The following is a 16,467-nucleotide window of genomic DNA, read 5'->3' on the forward strand; positions in this document are numbered from 1 at the left end:
ATCAGGCTGATATTTCAACACTTCTTAGCAGCCTTGTAGAAAAGCAAATAAAGCATGCTAATAATTTTATAAAATACTTAACCTACCCACTATTGTAGTCAATAAACCATCACTTTTTATTAAAAAATTATCCTGATAATAACAATAAATCTGGTAAGGCACTTTCAAAAAATAGCCAAATCACACATTATTAAGAAAACCACTACAATCAAAATCGGTAACTATCAGCTTTCAGGGGGGTCTCAGGTTATCATGACGATCGGGGTAAAGGATGAACTACTATTGCGGTCTGAATTGAGGGAGTTTTGATAAATTTTTTTGATAAAGTTTTGATAACCGTTCGAATACTAATAATAAAAACGGGGACGTTAAGTCCCCGTTTTAGTTTTTAACAATTATCGTTATTACATATTTGCGATAATCGCGTCACCAAACTCACTACATTTCAGCAGCTTAGCGCCTTCCATCAGGCGTTCAAAGTCATAGGTCACGGTCTTCGCGGCAATCGCGCCTTCCATACCTTTAACAATCAGGTCTGCGGCTTCGAACCACTGCATGTGGCGCAGCATCATCTCCGCAGACAGAATAATGGAGCCTGGGTTGACTTTATCCTGGCCCGCATATTTCGGCGCAGTCCCGTGAGTCGCTTCAAACAACGCGCATTCGTCGCCGATATTCGCACCCGGTGCAATACCGATACCGCCAACCTGAGCCGCCAGGGCATCGGAAATATAGTCACCGTTCAGGTTCATACAGGCGATAACGTCGTATTCCGCCGGACGCAACAGGATTTGTTGCAGGAACGCATCGGCGATAACGTCTTTAACCACGATCTCTTTACCCGTGTTCGGGTTCTTAATTTTCAGCCACGGACCGCCGTCAATAAGCTCACCGCCGAACTCGTCGCGCGCCAACTGGTAGCCCCAGTCTTTAAACGCGCCTTCGGTGAACTTCATGATATTGCCTTTATGTACCAGCGTGACGGAATCGCGATCGTTGGTAATAGCGTATTCAATCGCCGCGCGAACCAGACGTTTAGTGCCTTCTTCAGAACACGGTTTGATACCGATACCGCAGTGCTCCGGGAAGCGAATTTTCTTCACGCCCATCTCTTCGCGCAGGAACTTGATCACTTTCTCAGCGTCTGCAGAGTCAGCTTTCCATTCAATTCCGGCGTAGATGTCTTCAGAGTTTTCACGGAAGATGACCATATCGGTCAGCTCCGGATGTTTCACCGGACTTGGCGTGCCCTGATAGTAACGAACGGGACGCAGACAAACGTACAGGTCAAGCTCCTGACGCAGGGCAACGTTCAGAGAGCGGATACCGCCGCCAACCGGCGTGGTCAATGGACCTTTAATCGCTACGCGGTAGTCACGAATTAAATCAAGGGTTTCAGCGGGAAGCCAGACATCCTGGCCGTAAACCTGTGTGGATTTTTCTCCGGTGTAAATTTCCATCCAGGAAATTTTACGCTCGCCTTTATAGGCTTTCTCGACGGCGGCATCGACTACTTTAAGCATGGCTGGAGTGACATCAACACCGATACCATCGCCTTCAATAAACGGGATAATCGGATTCTCAGGAACGTTGAGTTTGCCGTTTTGCAGGGTGATCTTCTTACCTTCCACCGGAACAACTACTTTGCTTTCCATTCACCTCTCCTTCGAGCGCTTCTGGTTTGCTCGTCTGTCATCGCGCTGCATGTGCAATGGCGTCCTGCTGCACGACTGCGTTAGAGCAATTTTTTGTTAATGTTTTGTAATGAGCATGTCAATACTACCCTATTGTTTGCCGCCATGAAAGACACTCATTATTGCGCTATAATGCGGCAATTAATAAGTTCTGAAAACACCATGCAAAAAACTTCTTTTAGAAATCACTACGTTAAGCGATTCAGCTCACGACAAGCATCTAAATCACGGAAAGAAAACCAGCCAAAACGCGTGGTTTTGTTCAATAAACCTTACGATGTGTTGCCGCAGTTCACGGATGAAGCAGGTCGCCGCACGTTAAAAGATTTTATTCCTGTGCAAGGCGTTTATGCCGCAGGCCGCCTGGACCGCGACAGCGAAGGGCTTTTGGTGCTGACTAATGACGGCGCGCTGCAGGCGCGCCTCACGCAACCGGGCAAACGCACCGGCAAGATTTACTATGTTCAGGTAGAAGGCATCCCGGATAATGCAGCGCTGCAGGCGCTTCGTACTGGCGTCACGCTCAACGATGGCCCTACCCTGCCCGCCGGTATTGAGATTGTCGCGGAGCCTGACTGGCTGTGGCCGCGCACCCCGCCGATTCGCGAACGGAAGAATATTCCCACCAGTTGGCTAAAAGTCACCTTATATGAAGGCCGCAACCGCCAGGTAAGACGCATGACAGCGCATGTCGGTCATCCCACTCTACGATTAATTCGTTACAGCATGGGCGACTACACGCTCAACGGCCTCGATAATGGACAGTGGTGCGAGATCGCACAGGAGAAAGACAGATGAAACGGCTTCTCATTGCTTTTGCTTTATTAACACCGTTATCCGTTAATGCGGCCAGCTTCGACTGCCAGAAAGCGCAGGCTGCGGATGAAAAGGCTATCTGCGCGCACCTGACGCTGAATGATAAAGACGTGGAAATGCACACCAAATATCAGTTTCTAAAAGGGTTGTTCGCGATGGGCAGTCGCGGCGCGCTGCAGGACGCCCAGCAGAGCTGGCTTAAACAGCGTCAGCAGTGCAAGGCCGATGTCACCTGCCTGACAAAAGCTTATAACGAGCGTCTGAAACAGCTTGACGCGATCTATGACCACATTGATAAACCGCTTTAATAAGGATGCCTATGTTCAAGCCGCACGTGACCGTTGCCTGCATCGTACATGCCGAAGATAAATTTCTGGTGGTGGAAGAGACCATCAACGGTAAATCGTTATGGAATCAACCTGCCGGACACCTGGAGGCAGATGAAACGCTGGCGCAGGCCGCCGCGCGAGAACTGTGGGAAGAGACTGGCATCACGGCACAACCACAGTATTTTATCCGTATGCATCAGTGGATTGCGCCGGATAAAACCCCGTTCCTGCGCTTTTTATTCGCTATCAAGCTTGATCATATTTGCGCGACCACCCCCCATGACAATGACATCGATTGCTGCCATTGGGTGAGCGCCGACGAGATTCTGAACGCGCCTAATTTACGTTCTCCGCTGGTGGCTGAAAGCATTCGCAGTTATCAAACGGGACAACGTTACCCCTTATCTATAGTGGGCGAATTTAACTGGCCGTTTACAGAGGGTGTCAAGTAAAGGGCTGCGTGGTAGAATACGCCGCCTTGAAGTTCAATGTCGCGAGTATTCCAATGTCAGAAAGCCCAAAAAAAGTGATCGTCGGCATGTCCGGCGGTGTCGACTCCTCCGTTTCCGCCTGGCTGTTGCAACAACAGGGTTATCAGGTAGAAGGCCTGTTCATGAAGAACTGGGAAGAGGACGATGGTGAGGAATACTGTACCGCAGCAGCCGATCTGGCTGACGCGCAGGCCGTGTGCGACAAGCTTGGCATTGAACTGCATACCGTTAATTTTGCCGCAGAATATTGGGATAACGTCTTTGAACTGTTCCTTGAAGAGTACAAAGCAGGCCGTACGCCGAACCCGGATATTCTGTGCAATAAAGAGATCAAATTTAAAGCCTTCCTTGAATTTGCCGCAGAAGATTTAGGCGCCGACTATATCGCCACCGGTCACTACGTTCGCCGCGCGGATGTAAACGGCAAAAGCCGGTTGTTGCGCGGGCTCGACGGCAACAAAGATCAGAGCTACTTCCTCTATACGCTTGGCCATGAGCAGATTGCGCAAAGTCTGTTCCCGGTTGGCGAGCTGGAAAAACCGCAGGTGCGTAAAATCGCCGAAGATCTGGGGCTGGTAACCGCCAAGAAAAAAGATTCTACCGGTATCTGCTTTATCGGCGAGCGCAAATTCCGCGACTTTTTAGGGCGCTATCTGCCTGCGCAGCCGGGGAAAATCATTACCGTTGACGGCGATGAAATCGGCGAGCATCAGGGTCTGATGTATCATACGCTCGGTCAGCGTAAAGGGCTGGGAATCGGCGGCACCAAAGACGGTAGCGAAGACCCCTGGTATGTGGTGGATAAAGACGTTGAAAACAATGTGTTAATTGTCGCCCAGGGGCATGAGCACCCACGTCTGATGTCGGTAGGCCTCATCGCCCAGCAGCTACATTGGGTCGATCGCGAACCGTTCACCGGCACCCTGCGCTGTACGGTAAAAACCCGCTACCGCCAGACCGATATTCCGTGCACGATTAACGCGCTGGATGACGATCGTATCGAGGTCATTTTTGACGAGCCGGTTGCCGCCGTTACGCCGGGCCAGTCCGCTGTCTTTTACAGCGGCGAAGTCTGCCTGGGCGGCGGCATTATCGAGCAGCGACTGCCGCTGACGGTCTGATTATTCAATACACAACACCATTCAAGTCGCCTCAAAGCGGCTTAAAAGATGAAGTGTATTTTATTTGATACAAGGAAGCAGTGATTGTGGCAAAGAATTATTATGACATCACCCTCGCGCTGTCTGGCATTTGCCAGTCGGCACGCCTGGTGCAACAACTGGCGCACCAGGGGCACTGTGATGCCGACGCGTTGCACGTTTCACTCAACAGTGTCATTGATATGAATCCCAATTCTACTCTGGGCGTGTTCGGCGGCAGCGAAGCTAACCTGCGTCTTGGTCTGGAAACACTGCTCGGCGTGCTGAATGCCAGCAGCCGACAAGGACTTAACGCCGAACTGACGCGTTATACGCTTAGCCTGATGGTGCTGGAGCGCAAGCTGTCATCCGCCAAAGGCGCGTTGAATACGTTAGGCGATCGCATTAACGGCCTGCAGCGCCAGCTTGACCATTTTGATTTACAGTCAGACACGTTAATGAGCGCCATGGCGGGCATCTACGTGGATGTGATTAGCCCATTGGGCCCGCGCATTCAGGTGACGGGCTCCCCGGCCGTTCTGCAAAGTCCGCAGGTGCAGGCCAAAGTCCGCGCCTCGCTACTGGCAGGCATCCGTGCAGCCGTGCTCTGGCATCAGGTAGGCGGTGGTCGCCTACAGCTTATGTTTTCTCGTCATCGCCTGACGACTCAGGCAAAACAAATTCTTGCTCATTTAACCCCGGAGTTATGATCTATGGAATTATCCTCACTGACCGCCGTTTCCCCTGTCGATGGACGCTACGGCGATAAAGTCAGCGCGCTGCGCGGAATTTTTAGCGAATACGGTTTGCTGAAATTTCGTGTACAAGTCGAAGTACGTTGGCTGCAGAAATTAGCCGCGCACGCAGCGATCAAGGAAGTTCCTGCTTTTGCTGCCGACGCAAACGGTTACCTGGATACGCTTGTTGCAAACTTCAATGAAGAAGATGCCGCGCGCATTAAAACCATTGAGCGCACCACGAATCACGATGTGAAAGCGGTTGAGTATTTTCTGAAAGAAAAAGTCGCCGCGATCCCGGCGCTACATGACGTTTCCGAATTTATCCACTTTGCCTGCACTTCTGAGGACATTAACAACCTGTCGCACGCGTTAATGCTCAAAACCGCGCGCGATGAAGTGATCCTGCCTTACTGGCGTCAGGTGATTAACGCGGTTAAAGATCTCGCCACGCAGTATCGCGACATTCCTCTGCTCTCCCGCACCCACGGCCAGCCGGCAACGCCTTCCACTCTGGGTAAAGAGATGGCGAACGTGGCGTATCGGATGGAGCGTCAGTTCCGCCAGCTCAACCAGGTGGAGATCCTCGGTAAAATTAACGGCGCCGTAGGCAACTATAACGCGCATATCGCCGCCTATCCGGAAGTTGACTGGCATCAGTTCAGCGAAGAGTTCGTCACCTCGCTGGGCATCCAGTGGAATCCTTACACCACCCAGATTGAACCGCATGATTATATTGCGGAACTGTTTGACTGTATCGCGCGCTTTAACACCATCCTGATCGATTTCGATCGCGATGTCTGGGGCTATATTGCGTTGAACCATTTCAAACAGAAAACCATCGCCGGGGAGATCGGTTCTTCTACCATGCCGCATAAAGTTAACCCCATTGACTTTGAAAACTCAGAAGGCAACCTCGGTCTGTCTAACGCAGTGTTGCACCATCTGGCAAACAAACTGCCGGTTTCCCGCTGGCAGCGCGATCTGACCGACTCAACCGTCCTGCGTAACCTGGGTGTCGGCATCGGCTATGCGCTTATCGCTTATCAGTCCACCCTGAAGGGCGTCAGCAAGCTGGAAGTAAACCGCGATCATCTGCTTGACGAACTGGATCACAACTGGGAAGTATTAGCCGAACCGATCCAGACCGTCATGCGCCGCTATGGTATTGAAAAACCATATGAAAAACTGAAAGAGTTGACCCGTGGCAAGCGTGTTGATGCCGAAGGAATGAAACAGTTTATTGATAGTCTGGCCCTGCCGGAAGCAGAAAAAACGCGCCTTAAAGCCATGACGCCGGCAAATTATATCGGTCGCGCTGTGACTCTGGTCGACGAACTTAAATAATGCCTGCCTCACCCTCTTTTCTTCAGAAAGAGGGTGACTATTTGTCTGGTTTATTAACTGTTTATCCCCAAAGCACCATAATCAACGCTAGACTGTTCTTATTGTTAACACAAGGGAGAAGAGATGATGCGCGTACTGGTTGTAGAGGATAATGCATTATTACGCCACCACCTGAAGGTTCAGCTCCAGGATTCAGGTCACCAGGTCGATGCCGCAGAAGATGCCAGGGAAGCTGATTACTACCTTAATGAACACCTTCCGGATATCGCTATTGTCGATTTAGGTCTGCCGGATGAAGACGGCCTTTCCTTAATACGCCGCTGGCGCAGCAGTGATGTTTCACTGCCGGTTCTGGTGTTAACCGCGCGCGAAGGCTGGCAGGATAAAGTCGAGGTTCTCAGCTCCGGGGCCGATGACTACGTGACGAAGCCATTCCACATCGAAGAGGTAATGGCGCGTATGCAGGCGTTAATGCGCCGTAATAGCGGTCTGGCCTCCCAAGTGATCAACATCCCGCCGTTCCAGGTGGATCTCTCACGCCGGGAATTATCCGTCAATGAAGAGGTCATCAAACTCACGGCGTTCGAATACACCATTATGGAAACGCTTATCCGTAACAACGGTAAAGTGGTCAGCAAGGATTCGCTGATGCTTCAACTGTATCCGGATGCGGAACTGCGGGAAAGTCATACCATTGATGTTCTCATGGGGCGTCTGCGGAAAAAAATACAGGCCCAGTATCCGCACGATGTCATTACCACCGTACGCGGACAAGGATATCTTTTTGAATTGCGCTAATGAATAAATTTGCTCGCCATTTTCTGCCGCTGTCGCTGCGGGTTCGTTTTTTGCTGGCGACAGCCGGCGTCGTGCTGGTGCTTTCTCTGGCATATGGCATAGTGGCGCTGGTCGGCTATAGCGTAAGTTTTGATAAAACCACCTTTCGTTTGCTGCGCGGCGAAAGCAACCTGTTTTATACCCTCGCCAAATGGGAAAATAATAAAATCAGCGTTGAGCTGCCTGAAAATCTGGACATGCAAAGCCCGACCATGACGCTGATTTACGATGAAACGGGCAAATTATTATGGACGCAGCGCAATATCCCCTGGCTGATTAAAAGCATTCAACCGGAATGGTTAAAAACGAACGGCTTCCATGAAATTGAAACCAACGTAGACGCCACCAGCACGCTGTTGAGCGAGGACCATTCCGCGCAGGAAAAACTCAAAGAAGTACGTGAAGATGACGATGATGCGGAGATGACCCACTCGGTAGCGGTAAATATTTATCCTGCCACGGCGCGGATGCCGCAGTTAACCATCGTGGTGGTCGATACTATTCCGATAGAACTAAAACGCTCCTATATGGTGTGGAGCTGGTTCGTATACGTGCTGGCCGCCAATTTACTGTTAGTCATTCCTTTACTGTGGATCGCCGCCTGGTGGAGCTTACGCCCTATCGAGGCGCTGGCGCGGGAAGTCCGCGAGCTTGAAGATCATCACCGCGAAATGCTCAATCCGGAGACGACGCGTGAGCTGACCAGCCTTGTGCGCAACCTTAATCAACTGCTCAAAAGCGAGCGTGAACGTTATAACAAATACCGCACGACCCTGACCGACCTGACGCACAGTTTAAAAACGCCGCTTGCGGTTTTGCAGAGTACGTTACGCTCTTTACGCAACGAAAAGATGAGCGTCAGCAAAGCTGAACCGGTGATGCTGGAACAGATCAGCCGGATTTCCCAGCAGATCGGCTATTATCTGCATCGCGCCAGTATGCGCGGTAGCGGCGTATTGTTAAGCCGCGAACTGCATCCCGTCGCGCCGTTGTTAGATAACCTGATTTCTGCGCTAAATAAAGTTTATCAGCGTAAAGGGGTGAATATCAGTATGGATATTTCACCAGAGATCAGTTTTGTCGGCGAGCAAAACGACTTTGTCGAAGTAATGGGCAACGTACTGGACAACGCTTGTAAATATTGCCTGGAGTTTGTCGAGATTTCGGCTCGCCAGACCGACGATCATTTGCATATTTTCGTCGAAGATGATGGCCCAGGCATTCCCCACAGTAAACGATCCCTGGTGTTTGATCGCGGTCAGCGCGCCGATACCCTACGACCAGGACAAGGCGTGGGGCTGGCTGTCGCGCGCGAGATTACGGAACAATACGCCGGGCAGATCATTGCCAGCGACAGTCTGCTCGGCGGTGCCCGTATGGAGGTCGTTTTTGGCCGACAGCACCCCACACAGAAAGAGGAATAAACATTTCTGTGCGTTCTTCCACGCATCTCGTTAAGCATCCGTTATAATCGGTGTCAGATACCAGCCTGCGGATACTTAACATGGAATACCAATTAACTCTTAACTGGCCCGACTTTCTTGAACACCACTGGCAAAAACGCCCGGTGGTCTTAAAACGTGGGTTTAGCAACTTTATCGATCCGCTCTCGCCGGATGAGCTGGCGGGGCTGGCGATGGAAAGCGAAATCGACAGCCGACTCGTTAGCCATCAGGATGGCAAATGGCAGGTCAGCCATGGCCCTTTCGAAAGCTACGATCATCTGGGTGAGAGCAACTGGTCGCTGCTGGTACAGGCGGTAAACCACTGGCACGAACCCACCGCCGCGCTGATGCGCCCGTTCCGCGCTCTGCCGGACTGGCGTATCGACGATCTGATGATCTCCTTTTCCGTTCCCGGCGGCGGCGTTGGCCCGCATCTGGATCAGTATGATGTGTTTATTATTCAGGGAACCGGTCGCCGTCGCTGGCGCGTGGGCGAAAAGCTGCAAATGCGTCAGCACTGCCCGCATCCCGACCTGTTACAAGTCGATCCGTTCGAGGCCATTATTGATGAAGAGCTGGAGCCGGGCGACATTCTGTATATTCCGCCAGGATTCCCGCATGAAGGCTATGCGCTGGAAAACGCCATGAACTATTCGGTCGGTTTTCGCGCGCCCAATAGCCGTGAGCTGATCAGCGGTTTTGCCGATTACGTCCTGCAACGGGAGTTGGGCAATACATACTACAGCGATCCGGATATGCCGTCCCGCAAGCATCCGGCGGATATCCTGCCGCAGGAGATGGATAAACTGCGTAATATGATGCTCGATTTGATCAATCAACCCGCGCATTTCCAACAGTGGCTTGGCGAGTTTCTCTCTCAGTCACGCCACGAACTGGATATTGCGCCGCCGGAGCCGCCGTATCAGCCTGATGAAATTTACGATGCCTTAAAGCAAGGCGAGGTATTAGTACGTCTCGGCGGGCTTCGCGTATTGCGTATCGGCGATGAGGTCTATGCGAATGGCGAAAAAATAGACTCTCCGCATCGCCCCGCTCTGGAGGCGCTCGCCAGTCATATTGCACTGACCGCTGAAAACTTCGGCGATGCGCTGGAAGACCCGTCCTTCCTCGCGATGCTGGCGGCGCTGGTGAATAGCGGGTACTGGTTCTTCGAAGGATAAGAACATCGCAATGCCCGGCGACCGCCGGGCTGACGCAAACTATCCACAACGATCGCCGCCAGGTTTGGCGAAATCGTTATATTGCGGATCGCCCGGATAAATCGAGTGGGCCATTCGATGGCGAAATGACATTTGCCGATAGCGCCGCGCCAGTACGTTATCGCCAAGACCTTCGGCAATATTAGCCAGTTGCTGTAATCGTTCATACTGCATCTTTGCTGGATAAGCTACGGCATCAAGCGTAAAGGCGCGTTCCGCAAAGTCTTTTGCTTGTTCAAGCTGTTGATTATTCTGATAAAGCAGCGAAATACCATACAACACCATTGATACGTCAGACTGCCGACGTTTATATTCTTCCAGCAATGGGAGATAGGGGGAGGTACTGTCCAGGTCGATGTTTTCGGGCAAATAAAAGCGTAATCGTGATATTACCGTCGCCATTGGCGTTAAACGGCTCTGGTAATACGCGATAAGTTTAAGGTAGAGATCTTTCGCTTCCTTATAATGATGGCCCTGTGCATAAAAGCCAGCAAGATTATTGCTGTCAACCGTCATTTCGCCGAATTCGGCGCCATAAAGCGTTTGCTTAATTTTTAGCGCCTGACTTAGCGCATTAATCGCCTCGCTAATATGTCCTGCATTATAAGCAATATCCGCTTTCTGCTGCAAAAAAGAGGCGACGCGCTCACGATTATCCCAGGTTTTATCCCGTAAAATAACGTTCAGCCACTGCCGCTCCGTTGCGTCTATCTTCGCCAAATAATAGGCTTTACGCGCACTATCACATTCGACATCCCGCTCTTCCAGCGCATCAGAATAAGCGTCGCGCATCCTGTTTAAGGTATAAACCAATGCCTCCGTCGATGCCTTTTTGTCTTTAAGACGCCACGTTAATGCCTGCTCTTGCCAGGCTATCCGCTGACGGTAATCAACCTTGATCTCGTATCGCCACTGCTCTGTCGGTGAATACTCTATATGGCGATCGTCACCGTAAACATAAAAGGCCGCCAGGTGTTCAAACATATCGGCCCGATCACCCGGATAAGTACCCGCCGGAAATGTTTTCATGATTGCCCGCGCTCGCAGCAGCATTTGCGGCGTTAACTCCGGTTTACCCAGCCATTGATAAATATCGCTTTGTAATAGCAGGCTACGAACAAGCTGTATTGAGCGTTTGCCATATTGCTGCGAGGCCAGCCTCACCGCATCATCAATAAACGTCATGCAGGTTTCATCGCCGGTCATAAAACATGCTGCAGATTGTTGCTGGCGCTGGGACCAGGAAGGCGTATATTCGGCGCTCCAGGCAGAAAAATTGATGGCGGAAAATATCCCGCCATAAATAATAAAACGCTTCACCACAATGCGTAACATTCGCTACTGGCCGCGCTTCGCCGTCAGCTCCGCGATACGTACAATCACCTGTACCGCTTTTTCCATCCCCTCCAGCGTCACAAACTCATGTTTACCATGATAGTTATATCCGCCGGTAAAGAGATTAGGACACGGCAGGCCCATAAACGACAGTTGCGCCCCGTCTGTACCGCCGCGAATTGGTTTCATCTCCGGCGTAATATGACAGTCACGCATGGCCTGCTGGGCGATATCGAGAATATGCGGATGCTCAACCACTTTTTCGCGCATATTGTAATAACTGTCTTCAATCACCAGTTCGATATAGCAGTCCGGATGCAGCCCCTTACCGACTTTTTTGGCAATCTCCATCATTTTGCGTTTACGCGCTTCAAACTGCTTACGGTCGAAATCGCGAATGATGTAGTGCATTTCGGCCCGGTCAACGGTGCCTTTCATGCTGGCCAGATGATAAAACCCTTCGTAACCTTCAGTGGTTTCAGGCGCTTCATCCGCCGGCACTTCCGCGTGAATCCTCGCCGCCAACGACAGCGCATTGACCATCACACCTTTCGCCGTACCAGGATGCACGTTATTGCCGACGATTTTGATATTCACCGAGGCGGCATTGAAGTTTTCAAACTCCAGTTCGCCCACGCCGCCGCCGTCGACCGTATAGGCCCACTGCGCGCCAAATTCCTCAACATCGAAGTGCTTCGCGCCTTTCCCTACCTCTTCGTCAGGCGTAAACGCCACTTTAATGTCGCCGTGGGGAATAGGATTACCTTTCAGCACCGCCAGCGCGGTCATGATCTCCGCAACACCGGCTTTATCGTCCGCGCCCAGCAATGTCTTACCATCGGTAGTAACCAGCGTCTGTCCCAGTAATTGATGCAGTACCGGGAACATCACGGGTGACAACACCTCATCGCCAATCCCTAATGCTATATCGCCGCCGCGATAATTCTCGACAATCTGCGGGTTAACGTTTTTACCGCTGAAATCCGGAGAGGTATCCACATGGGAGATAAAACCAATGGCGGGAATATCCCCCTCAACATTGGCCGGGAGCGTCGCCATCAACGTCCCTTTTTCACTTAATGTAATGTTAACCAGCCCCATCTCTTCGAGCTGCTGTTTGAGCAAACGTAGTAACTTCCACTGCCCCTCAGTGCTGGGAACCTGCCGAACACCCGACTTTGATTGGGTATCCAGCGATACGTAGTGTAAAAAACGCTCAAGTAGTTTATCCATGCAGTCACCCTCACTTTTCGTGACAACATTATTAATAAGCAAGAAAAGACAAATATTGCGTCAGGTCACTTTTATCCCTGCAAACAAGAATATTTCACTTTGACACGCTTTCTGACTATAAAGCTAAGTCAGTAATTCGCAACAAGGATTGGCGATCACAGTGGTTTGCCGTAGAATGACCGCCCTCATTAAGAGTGATTAAGGTGGTTAACCACAAACCCCGCAGCGGTCAGCCATCCGTTGCGTTTACATGGGACAGAGTAAGAAATTGAATAATCAACCGCGTTCGCTTTCACCGCTGGTGCTTTTGTCGGGAATTAGCAAAAGTTTCGATGGCAAAGAGGTCATTTCACAGCTGGATTTGACCATTAACAATGGCGAATTCCTCACGCTGCTTGGCCCTTCCGGCTGCGGTAAAACAACCGTTCTTCGCCTGATTGCCGGCCTGGAAACCGTTGATGCCGGGCATATCATGTTGGATAACCAGGATATCACCCACGTTCCCGCCGAAAATCGTTATGTAAATACCGTATTTCAAAGCTACGCTTTATTTCCGCATATGACGGTGTTTGAAAATGTCGCATTTGGCTTACGAATGCAAAAAACGCCAGCCGCCGAGATAGCGCCTCGCGTGACCGATGCGCTGCGTATGGTGCAGCTTGAAGAGTTTGCACAACGTAAACCGCACCAGCTTTCCGGCGGACAGCAGCAGCGTGTGGCTATCGCTCGCGCGGTGGTGAATAAACCTCGCCTGTTATTACTGGATGAATCGCTTTCCGCGCTGGACTATAAATTGCGCAAACAAATGCAGAACGAGCTTAAAGCATTACAGCGTAAACTCGGTATCACGTTTGTTTTTGTCACTCACGATCAGGAAGAAGCGCTCACCATGTCCGATCGTATCGTGGTAATGCGTAATGGCGTGATTGAGCAAGACGGCACGCCGCGTGAAATCTATGAAGAGCCAAAAAACCTGTTTGTCGCCGGTTTTATCGGCGAAATTAACCGCTTTGACGCAACCGTCATTGAACGGCTTGATGAACAGCGCGTCCGCGCCAGCGTAGAAGGTCGGGAGTGCAATATATACGTCAATTTCGCTGTCGAACCAGGCCAAAAACTGAACGTCCTGCTGCGACCGGAAGATCTACGCGTCGAAGAGATCAACAATGATAACCACATCGAAGGGCTTATCGGCTACGTGCGCGAGCGCAATTACAAAGGTATGACGCTGGAGTCGGTGGTTGAACTGGAAAATGGCAAAATGGTGATGGTCAGCGAATTCTTCAACGAAGACGATCCTGACTTCGACCATTCACTTGACCAAAAAATGGCCATTAGTTGGGTAGAAAGCTGGGAGGTCGTACTGGCTGATGAAGAACACAAGTAAATTCCAGAATGTAGTGATTGTCACTATCGTCGGTTGGCTTGTGTTATTTGTTTTTCTGCCCAACCTGATGATCATTGGCACCAGCTTTCTGACCCGTGACGACGCCAGTTTCGTCAAGATGGTCTTTACGCTGGATAACTACGCGCGCCTGCTCGATCCGCTCTATTTTGAAGTGCTCCTGCACTCTCTGAATATGGCGCTGATCGCCACCCTCTCCTGCCTGGTGCTGGGCTATCCTTTTGCCTGGTTTCTGGCGAAGTTACCGGAAAAGATACGTCCGTTATTGCTGTTTTTGCTGATTGTTCCTTTCTGGACCAACTCACTGATCCGCATCTATGGGCTGAAAATATTCCTGAGCACTAAAGGTTATCTCAATGAATTCCTGCTGTGGCTGGGCGTGATTGATACACCGATTCGCATCATGTTCACCCCGAGCGCCGTTATTATCGGCCTGGTTTACATTTTGCTGCCATTTATGGTCATGCCGCTCTACTCCAGCATTGAGAAGCTCGACAAACCACTACTGGAGGCCGCACGCGATCTCGGCGCCAGTAAAATGCAAACGTTCATCCGCATCATTATTCCATTAACCATGCCGGGCATTGTCGCCGGTTGCCTGCTCGTGATGCTACCGGCAATGGGCCTGTTCTACGTCTCCGATTTAATGGGTGGCGCGAAAAACCTGCTGATTGGTAACGTCATTAAGGTACAGTTCCTGAATATTCGCGATTGGCCGTTTGGCGCGGCTACCAGCATTACGCTGACCATTGTGATGGGGCTCATGCTGTTGATTTACTGGCGGGCTTCCCGCTTATTGAATAAGAAGGTGAGTGATATAAGCGATTAATTGCGCAACGCTAACAAATCCACACGCATCCAGGCATGAAGTTTATTCAAGGGTAAACTTCATGCCTTCGGCATAAAAAACGCATGAAAGAAGTTGCCGCCAGTATTGCAAATCTACAACATCATCCGCGGTAGTCCTTCTTTTATTTTTACCTGTAGCGACGCTATCACAGACAGTAATGCGTTTATACGCGAAGCTCTCAGGTTTTATACTGATTGCCAGTCTCTTTTAAAAATTATATTACATCCGATGCGCCCGCAGTTGAGATAAAAAGGGTCGATTTAATCAATTATGTAGTCATTTTTACTCCAGTATAAGTGAGATTAATATGCCGATTACTATAGGGAATGGTTTTTTAAAAAGTGAAATCCTTACCAACTCCCCAAGGAATACGAAAGAAGCATGGTGGAAAGTTTTATGGGAAAAAATTAAAGACTTCTTTTTTTCTACTGGCAAAGCAAAAGCGGACCGTTGTCTACATGAGATGTTGTTTGCCGAACGCGCCCCCACACGAGAGCGGCTTACAGAGATTTTTTTTGAGTTGAAAGAGTTAGCCTGCGCATCGCAAAGAGATAGATTTCAGGTTCATAATCCTCATGAAAATGATGCCACCATTATTCTTCGCATCATGGATCAAAACGAAGAGAACGAATTGTTACGTATCACTCAAAATACCGATACCTTTAGCTGTGAAGTCATGGGGAATCTTTATTTTTTAATGAAAGATCGCCCGGATATTTTAAAATCGCATCCACAAATGACGGCCATGATTAAGAGAAGATATAGCGAAATCGTAGACTACCCCCTCCCTTCGACATTATGTCTCAATCCTGCTGGCGCGCCGATATTATCGGTTCCATTAGACAACATAGAGGGGTATTTATATACTGAATTGAGAAAAGGACATTTAGATGGGTGGAAAGCGCAAGAAAAGGCAACCTACCTGGCAGCGAAAATTCAGTCCGGGATTGAAAAGACAACGCGCATTTTACACCATGCGAATATATCCGAAAGTACTCAGCAAAACGCATTTTTAGAAACAATGGCGATGTGTGGATTAAAACAGCTTGAAATACCACCACCGCATACCCACATACCTATTGAAAAAATGGTAAAAGAGGTTTTACTGGCGGATAAGACGTTTCAGGCGTTCCTCGTAACGGATCCCAGCACCAGCCAAAGTATGTTAGCTGAGATAGTCGAAACCATCTCTGATCAGGTTTTTCACGCCATTTTTAGAATAGACCCCCAGGCTATACAAAAAATGGCGGAAGAACAGTTAACCACGCTACACGTTCGCTCAGAACAACAAAGCGGCTGTTTATGTTGTTTTTTATAAAATCAGACGACGCTTTCTCAGACGTCACGTTCAGGGTTTACTCACGTACTTCCTGTTTGCCTACAGAGTAACCTCTTGCCAGGCGCAATAATGCCGCATATGACCGGATCGGATGAGAATAGTCATTTAAATGGCCTTTTTTTCCCGCTCGTCTGGCAATTTGTTGTAAAATTCGCGGCTTCAAGCGGCAGCTTGCTTCTTCCTGGCTGCTGATAACCGCGAGACGTTTTGGAGAGATTTTGGAGAAGAGAAAAAATTGATCATTTTCAAT

15 protein-coding genes are annotated in these 16,467 nt (G+C 50.0%); 12 read left to right on the forward strand and 3 right to left on the reverse strand.

Annotated elements, in window-relative coordinates; translation table 11 throughout:
• Positions 1-404: 404 nt before the first annotated feature.
• The gene (gene icd, locus N7E69_RS22075) at positions 405-1,655 is read right to left on the reverse strand and encodes an NADP-dependent isocitrate dehydrogenase (protein WP_000444508.1); all 1,251 of its coding nucleotides are present in this window, start codon (positions 1,653-1,655) and stop codon (positions 405-407) included.
• 171 nt (positions 1,656-1,826) lie between these two features.
• On the opposite strand from icd, the gene rluE reads away from it, so the two are divergent.
• The 9 genes from rluE to N7E69_RS22120 all read left to right on the forward strand — a co-directional run bounded on the left by rluE (position 1,827) and on the right by N7E69_RS22120 (position 10,016).
• Positions 1,827-2,492 carry a 23S rRNA pseudouridine(2457) synthase RluE gene (gene rluE, locus N7E69_RS22080; RefSeq protein ID WP_001249411.1) on the forward strand — a complete coding sequence of 222 codons (666 nt, stop codon included), beginning with the start codon at positions 1,827-1,829 and terminating at the stop codon, positions 2,490-2,492.
• A complete protein-coding gene (locus N7E69_RS22085) occupies positions 2,489-2,818 on the forward strand; it encodes a lysozyme inhibitor LprI family protein (protein WP_000825956.1) in 330 nt (109 codons plus the stop codon). The genes rluE and N7E69_RS22085 overlap by 4 nt, the downstream gene beginning before the upstream one ends.
• 11 nt (positions 2,819-2,829) lie before the next feature.
• Positions 2,830-3,291 (forward strand): NUDIX hydrolase, encoded by a 462-nt coding sequence (locus N7E69_RS22090; RefSeq protein ID WP_000476072.1) that lies wholly within the window; start codon positions 2,830-2,832, stop codon positions 3,289-3,291.
• A gap of 53 nt (positions 3,292-3,344) precedes the next feature.
• Positions 3,345-4,451 carry a tRNA 2-thiouridine(34) synthase MnmA gene (mnmA, locus tag N7E69_RS22095; RefSeq protein WP_000004540.1) on the forward strand — a complete coding sequence of 369 codons (1,107 nt, stop codon included), beginning with the start codon at positions 3,345-3,347 and terminating at the stop codon, positions 4,449-4,451.
• 86 nt (positions 4,452-4,537) lie between these two features.
• Entirely contained in the window at positions 4,538-5,179 is a 642-nt protein-coding gene (gene hflD, locus N7E69_RS22100) for a high frequency lysogenization protein HflD (protein WP_001675572.1), read from the forward strand.
• Positions 5,180-5,182: 3 nt separating this feature from the next.
• Positions 5,183-6,553: an adenylosuccinate lyase gene (purB, locus tag N7E69_RS22105; protein WP_000423763.1), complete on the forward strand. Its 1,371-nt coding sequence runs from the start codon at positions 5,183-5,185 to the stop codon at positions 6,551-6,553.
• A gap of 126 nt (positions 6,554-6,679) precedes the next feature.
• Positions 6,680-7,351, forward strand: coding sequence for a two-component system response regulator PhoP (gene phoP / locus N7E69_RS22110; protein ID WP_001537766.1), 672 nt, complete (start codon positions 6,680-6,682; stop codon positions 7,349-7,351).
• On the forward strand, positions 7,351-8,814 hold the full coding sequence (phoQ, locus tag N7E69_RS22115; RefSeq protein ID WP_001031687.1) for a two-component system sensor histidine kinase PhoQ: 1,464 nt from the start codon (positions 7,351-7,353) through the stop codon (positions 8,812-8,814). The genes phoP and phoQ overlap by 1 nt, the downstream gene beginning before the upstream one ends.
• An 80-nt stretch (positions 8,815-8,894) precedes the next feature.
• Positions 8,895-10,016 (forward strand): cupin domain-containing protein, encoded by a 1,122-nt coding sequence (locus N7E69_RS22120; RefSeq protein WP_000456501.1) that lies wholly within the window; start codon positions 8,895-8,897, stop codon positions 10,014-10,016.
• Positions 10,017-10,055: 39 nt separating this feature from the next.
• On the opposite strand, the gene N7E69_RS22125 is transcribed toward N7E69_RS22120, so the two are convergent.
• Both N7E69_RS22125 and pepT read right to left on the reverse strand, forming a co-directional pair.
• Positions 10,056-11,390 carry a hypothetical protein gene (locus N7E69_RS22125; protein ID WP_000944540.1) on the reverse strand — a complete coding sequence of 445 codons (1,335 nt, stop codon included), beginning with the start codon at positions 11,388-11,390 and terminating at the stop codon, positions 10,056-10,058.
• A 3-nt stretch (positions 11,391-11,393) separates the two neighbouring features.
• A complete protein-coding gene (gene pepT, locus N7E69_RS22130) occupies positions 11,394-12,623 on the reverse strand; it encodes a peptidase T (protein WP_000359421.1) in 1,230 nt (409 codons plus the stop codon).
• A gap of 250 nt (positions 12,624-12,873) precedes the next feature.
• Between pepT and potA the strand changes: the two genes are divergently transcribed.
• The 3 genes from potA (at position 12,874) to sifA (ending at position 16,196) form a co-directional block, all read left to right on the forward strand.
• On the forward strand, positions 12,874-14,010 hold the full coding sequence (potA, locus tag N7E69_RS22135) for a spermidine/putrescine ABC transporter ATP-binding protein PotA (protein ID WP_000531608.1): 1,137 nt from the start codon (positions 12,874-12,876) through the stop codon (positions 14,008-14,010).
• The gene (gene potB, locus N7E69_RS22140) at positions 13,994-14,857 is read left to right on the forward strand and encodes a spermidine/putrescine ABC transporter permease PotB (protein ID WP_000799391.1); all 864 of its coding nucleotides are present in this window, start codon (positions 13,994-13,996) and stop codon (positions 14,855-14,857) included. Before potA ends, potB begins: the two co-directional genes overlap by 17 nt.
• Before the next feature lie 328 nt (positions 14,858-15,185).
• Positions 15,186-16,196, forward strand: coding sequence for an SPI-2 type III secretion system effector SifA (sifA, locus tag N7E69_RS22145; RefSeq protein WP_001533329.1), 1,011 nt, complete (start codon positions 15,186-15,188; stop codon positions 16,194-16,196).
• Positions 16,197-16,467 lie beyond the last annotated feature (271 nt).

Origin of the sequence: Salmonella sp. 3C (assembly GCF_025426275.1) — a bacterium.
In the GTDB taxonomy this organism is placed as follows: Bacteria; Pseudomonadota; Gammaproteobacteria; order Enterobacterales; family Enterobacteriaceae; genus Salmonella; species Salmonella enterica.

Excerpts from the sequence above, each read along its gene's own strand:
- N7E69_RS22120 (WP_000456501.1), top strand. The coding sequence starts at position 8,895 with ATGGAATACCAATTAACTCTTAACTGGCCCGACTTTCTTGAACACCAC.
- N7E69_RS22090 (WP_000476072.1), top strand. The coding sequence starts at position 2,830 with ATGTTCAAGCCGCACGTGACCGTTGCCTGCATCGTACATGCCGAAGAT.
- phoQ (WP_001031687.1), top strand. The coding sequence starts at position 7,351 with ATGAATAAATTTGCTCGCCATTTTCTGCCGCTGTCGCTGCGGGTTCGT.
- pepT (WP_000359421.1), bottom strand. The coding sequence starts at position 12,623 with ATGGATAAACTACTTGAGCGTTTTTTACACTACGTATCGCTGGATACC.
- mnmA (WP_000004540.1), top strand. The coding sequence starts at position 3,345 with ATGTCAGAAAGCCCAAAAAAAGTGATCGTCGGCATGTCCGGCGGTGTC.
- sifA (WP_001533329.1), top strand. The coding sequence starts at position 15,186 with ATGCCGATTACTATAGGGAATGGTTTTTTAAAAAGTGAAATCCTTACC.
- icd (WP_000444508.1), bottom strand. The coding sequence starts at position 1,655 with ATGGAAAGCAAAGTAGTTGTTCCGGTGGAAGGTAAGAAGATCACCCTG.
- purB (WP_000423763.1), top strand. The coding sequence starts at position 5,183 with ATGGAATTATCCTCACTGACCGCCGTTTCCCCTGTCGATGGACGCTAC.
- potA (WP_000531608.1), top strand. The coding sequence starts at position 12,874 with ATGGGACAGAGTAAGAAATTGAATAATCAACCGCGTTCGCTTTCACCG.
- potB (WP_000799391.1), top strand. The coding sequence starts at position 13,994 with ATGAAGAACACAAGTAAATTCCAGAATGTAGTGATTGTCACTATCGTC.
- N7E69_RS22085 (WP_000825956.1), top strand. The coding sequence starts at position 2,489 with ATGAAACGGCTTCTCATTGCTTTTGCTTTATTAACACCGTTATCCGTT.
- rluE (WP_001249411.1), top strand. The coding sequence starts at position 1,827 with ATGCGGCAATTAATAAGTTCTGAAAACACCATGCAAAAAACTTCTTTT.
- phoP (WP_001537766.1), top strand. The coding sequence starts at position 6,680 with ATGCGCGTACTGGTTGTAGAGGATAATGCATTATTACGCCACCACCTG.
- N7E69_RS22125 (WP_000944540.1), bottom strand. The coding sequence starts at position 11,390 with ATGTTACGCATTGTGGTGAAGCGTTTTATTATTTATGGCGGGATATTT.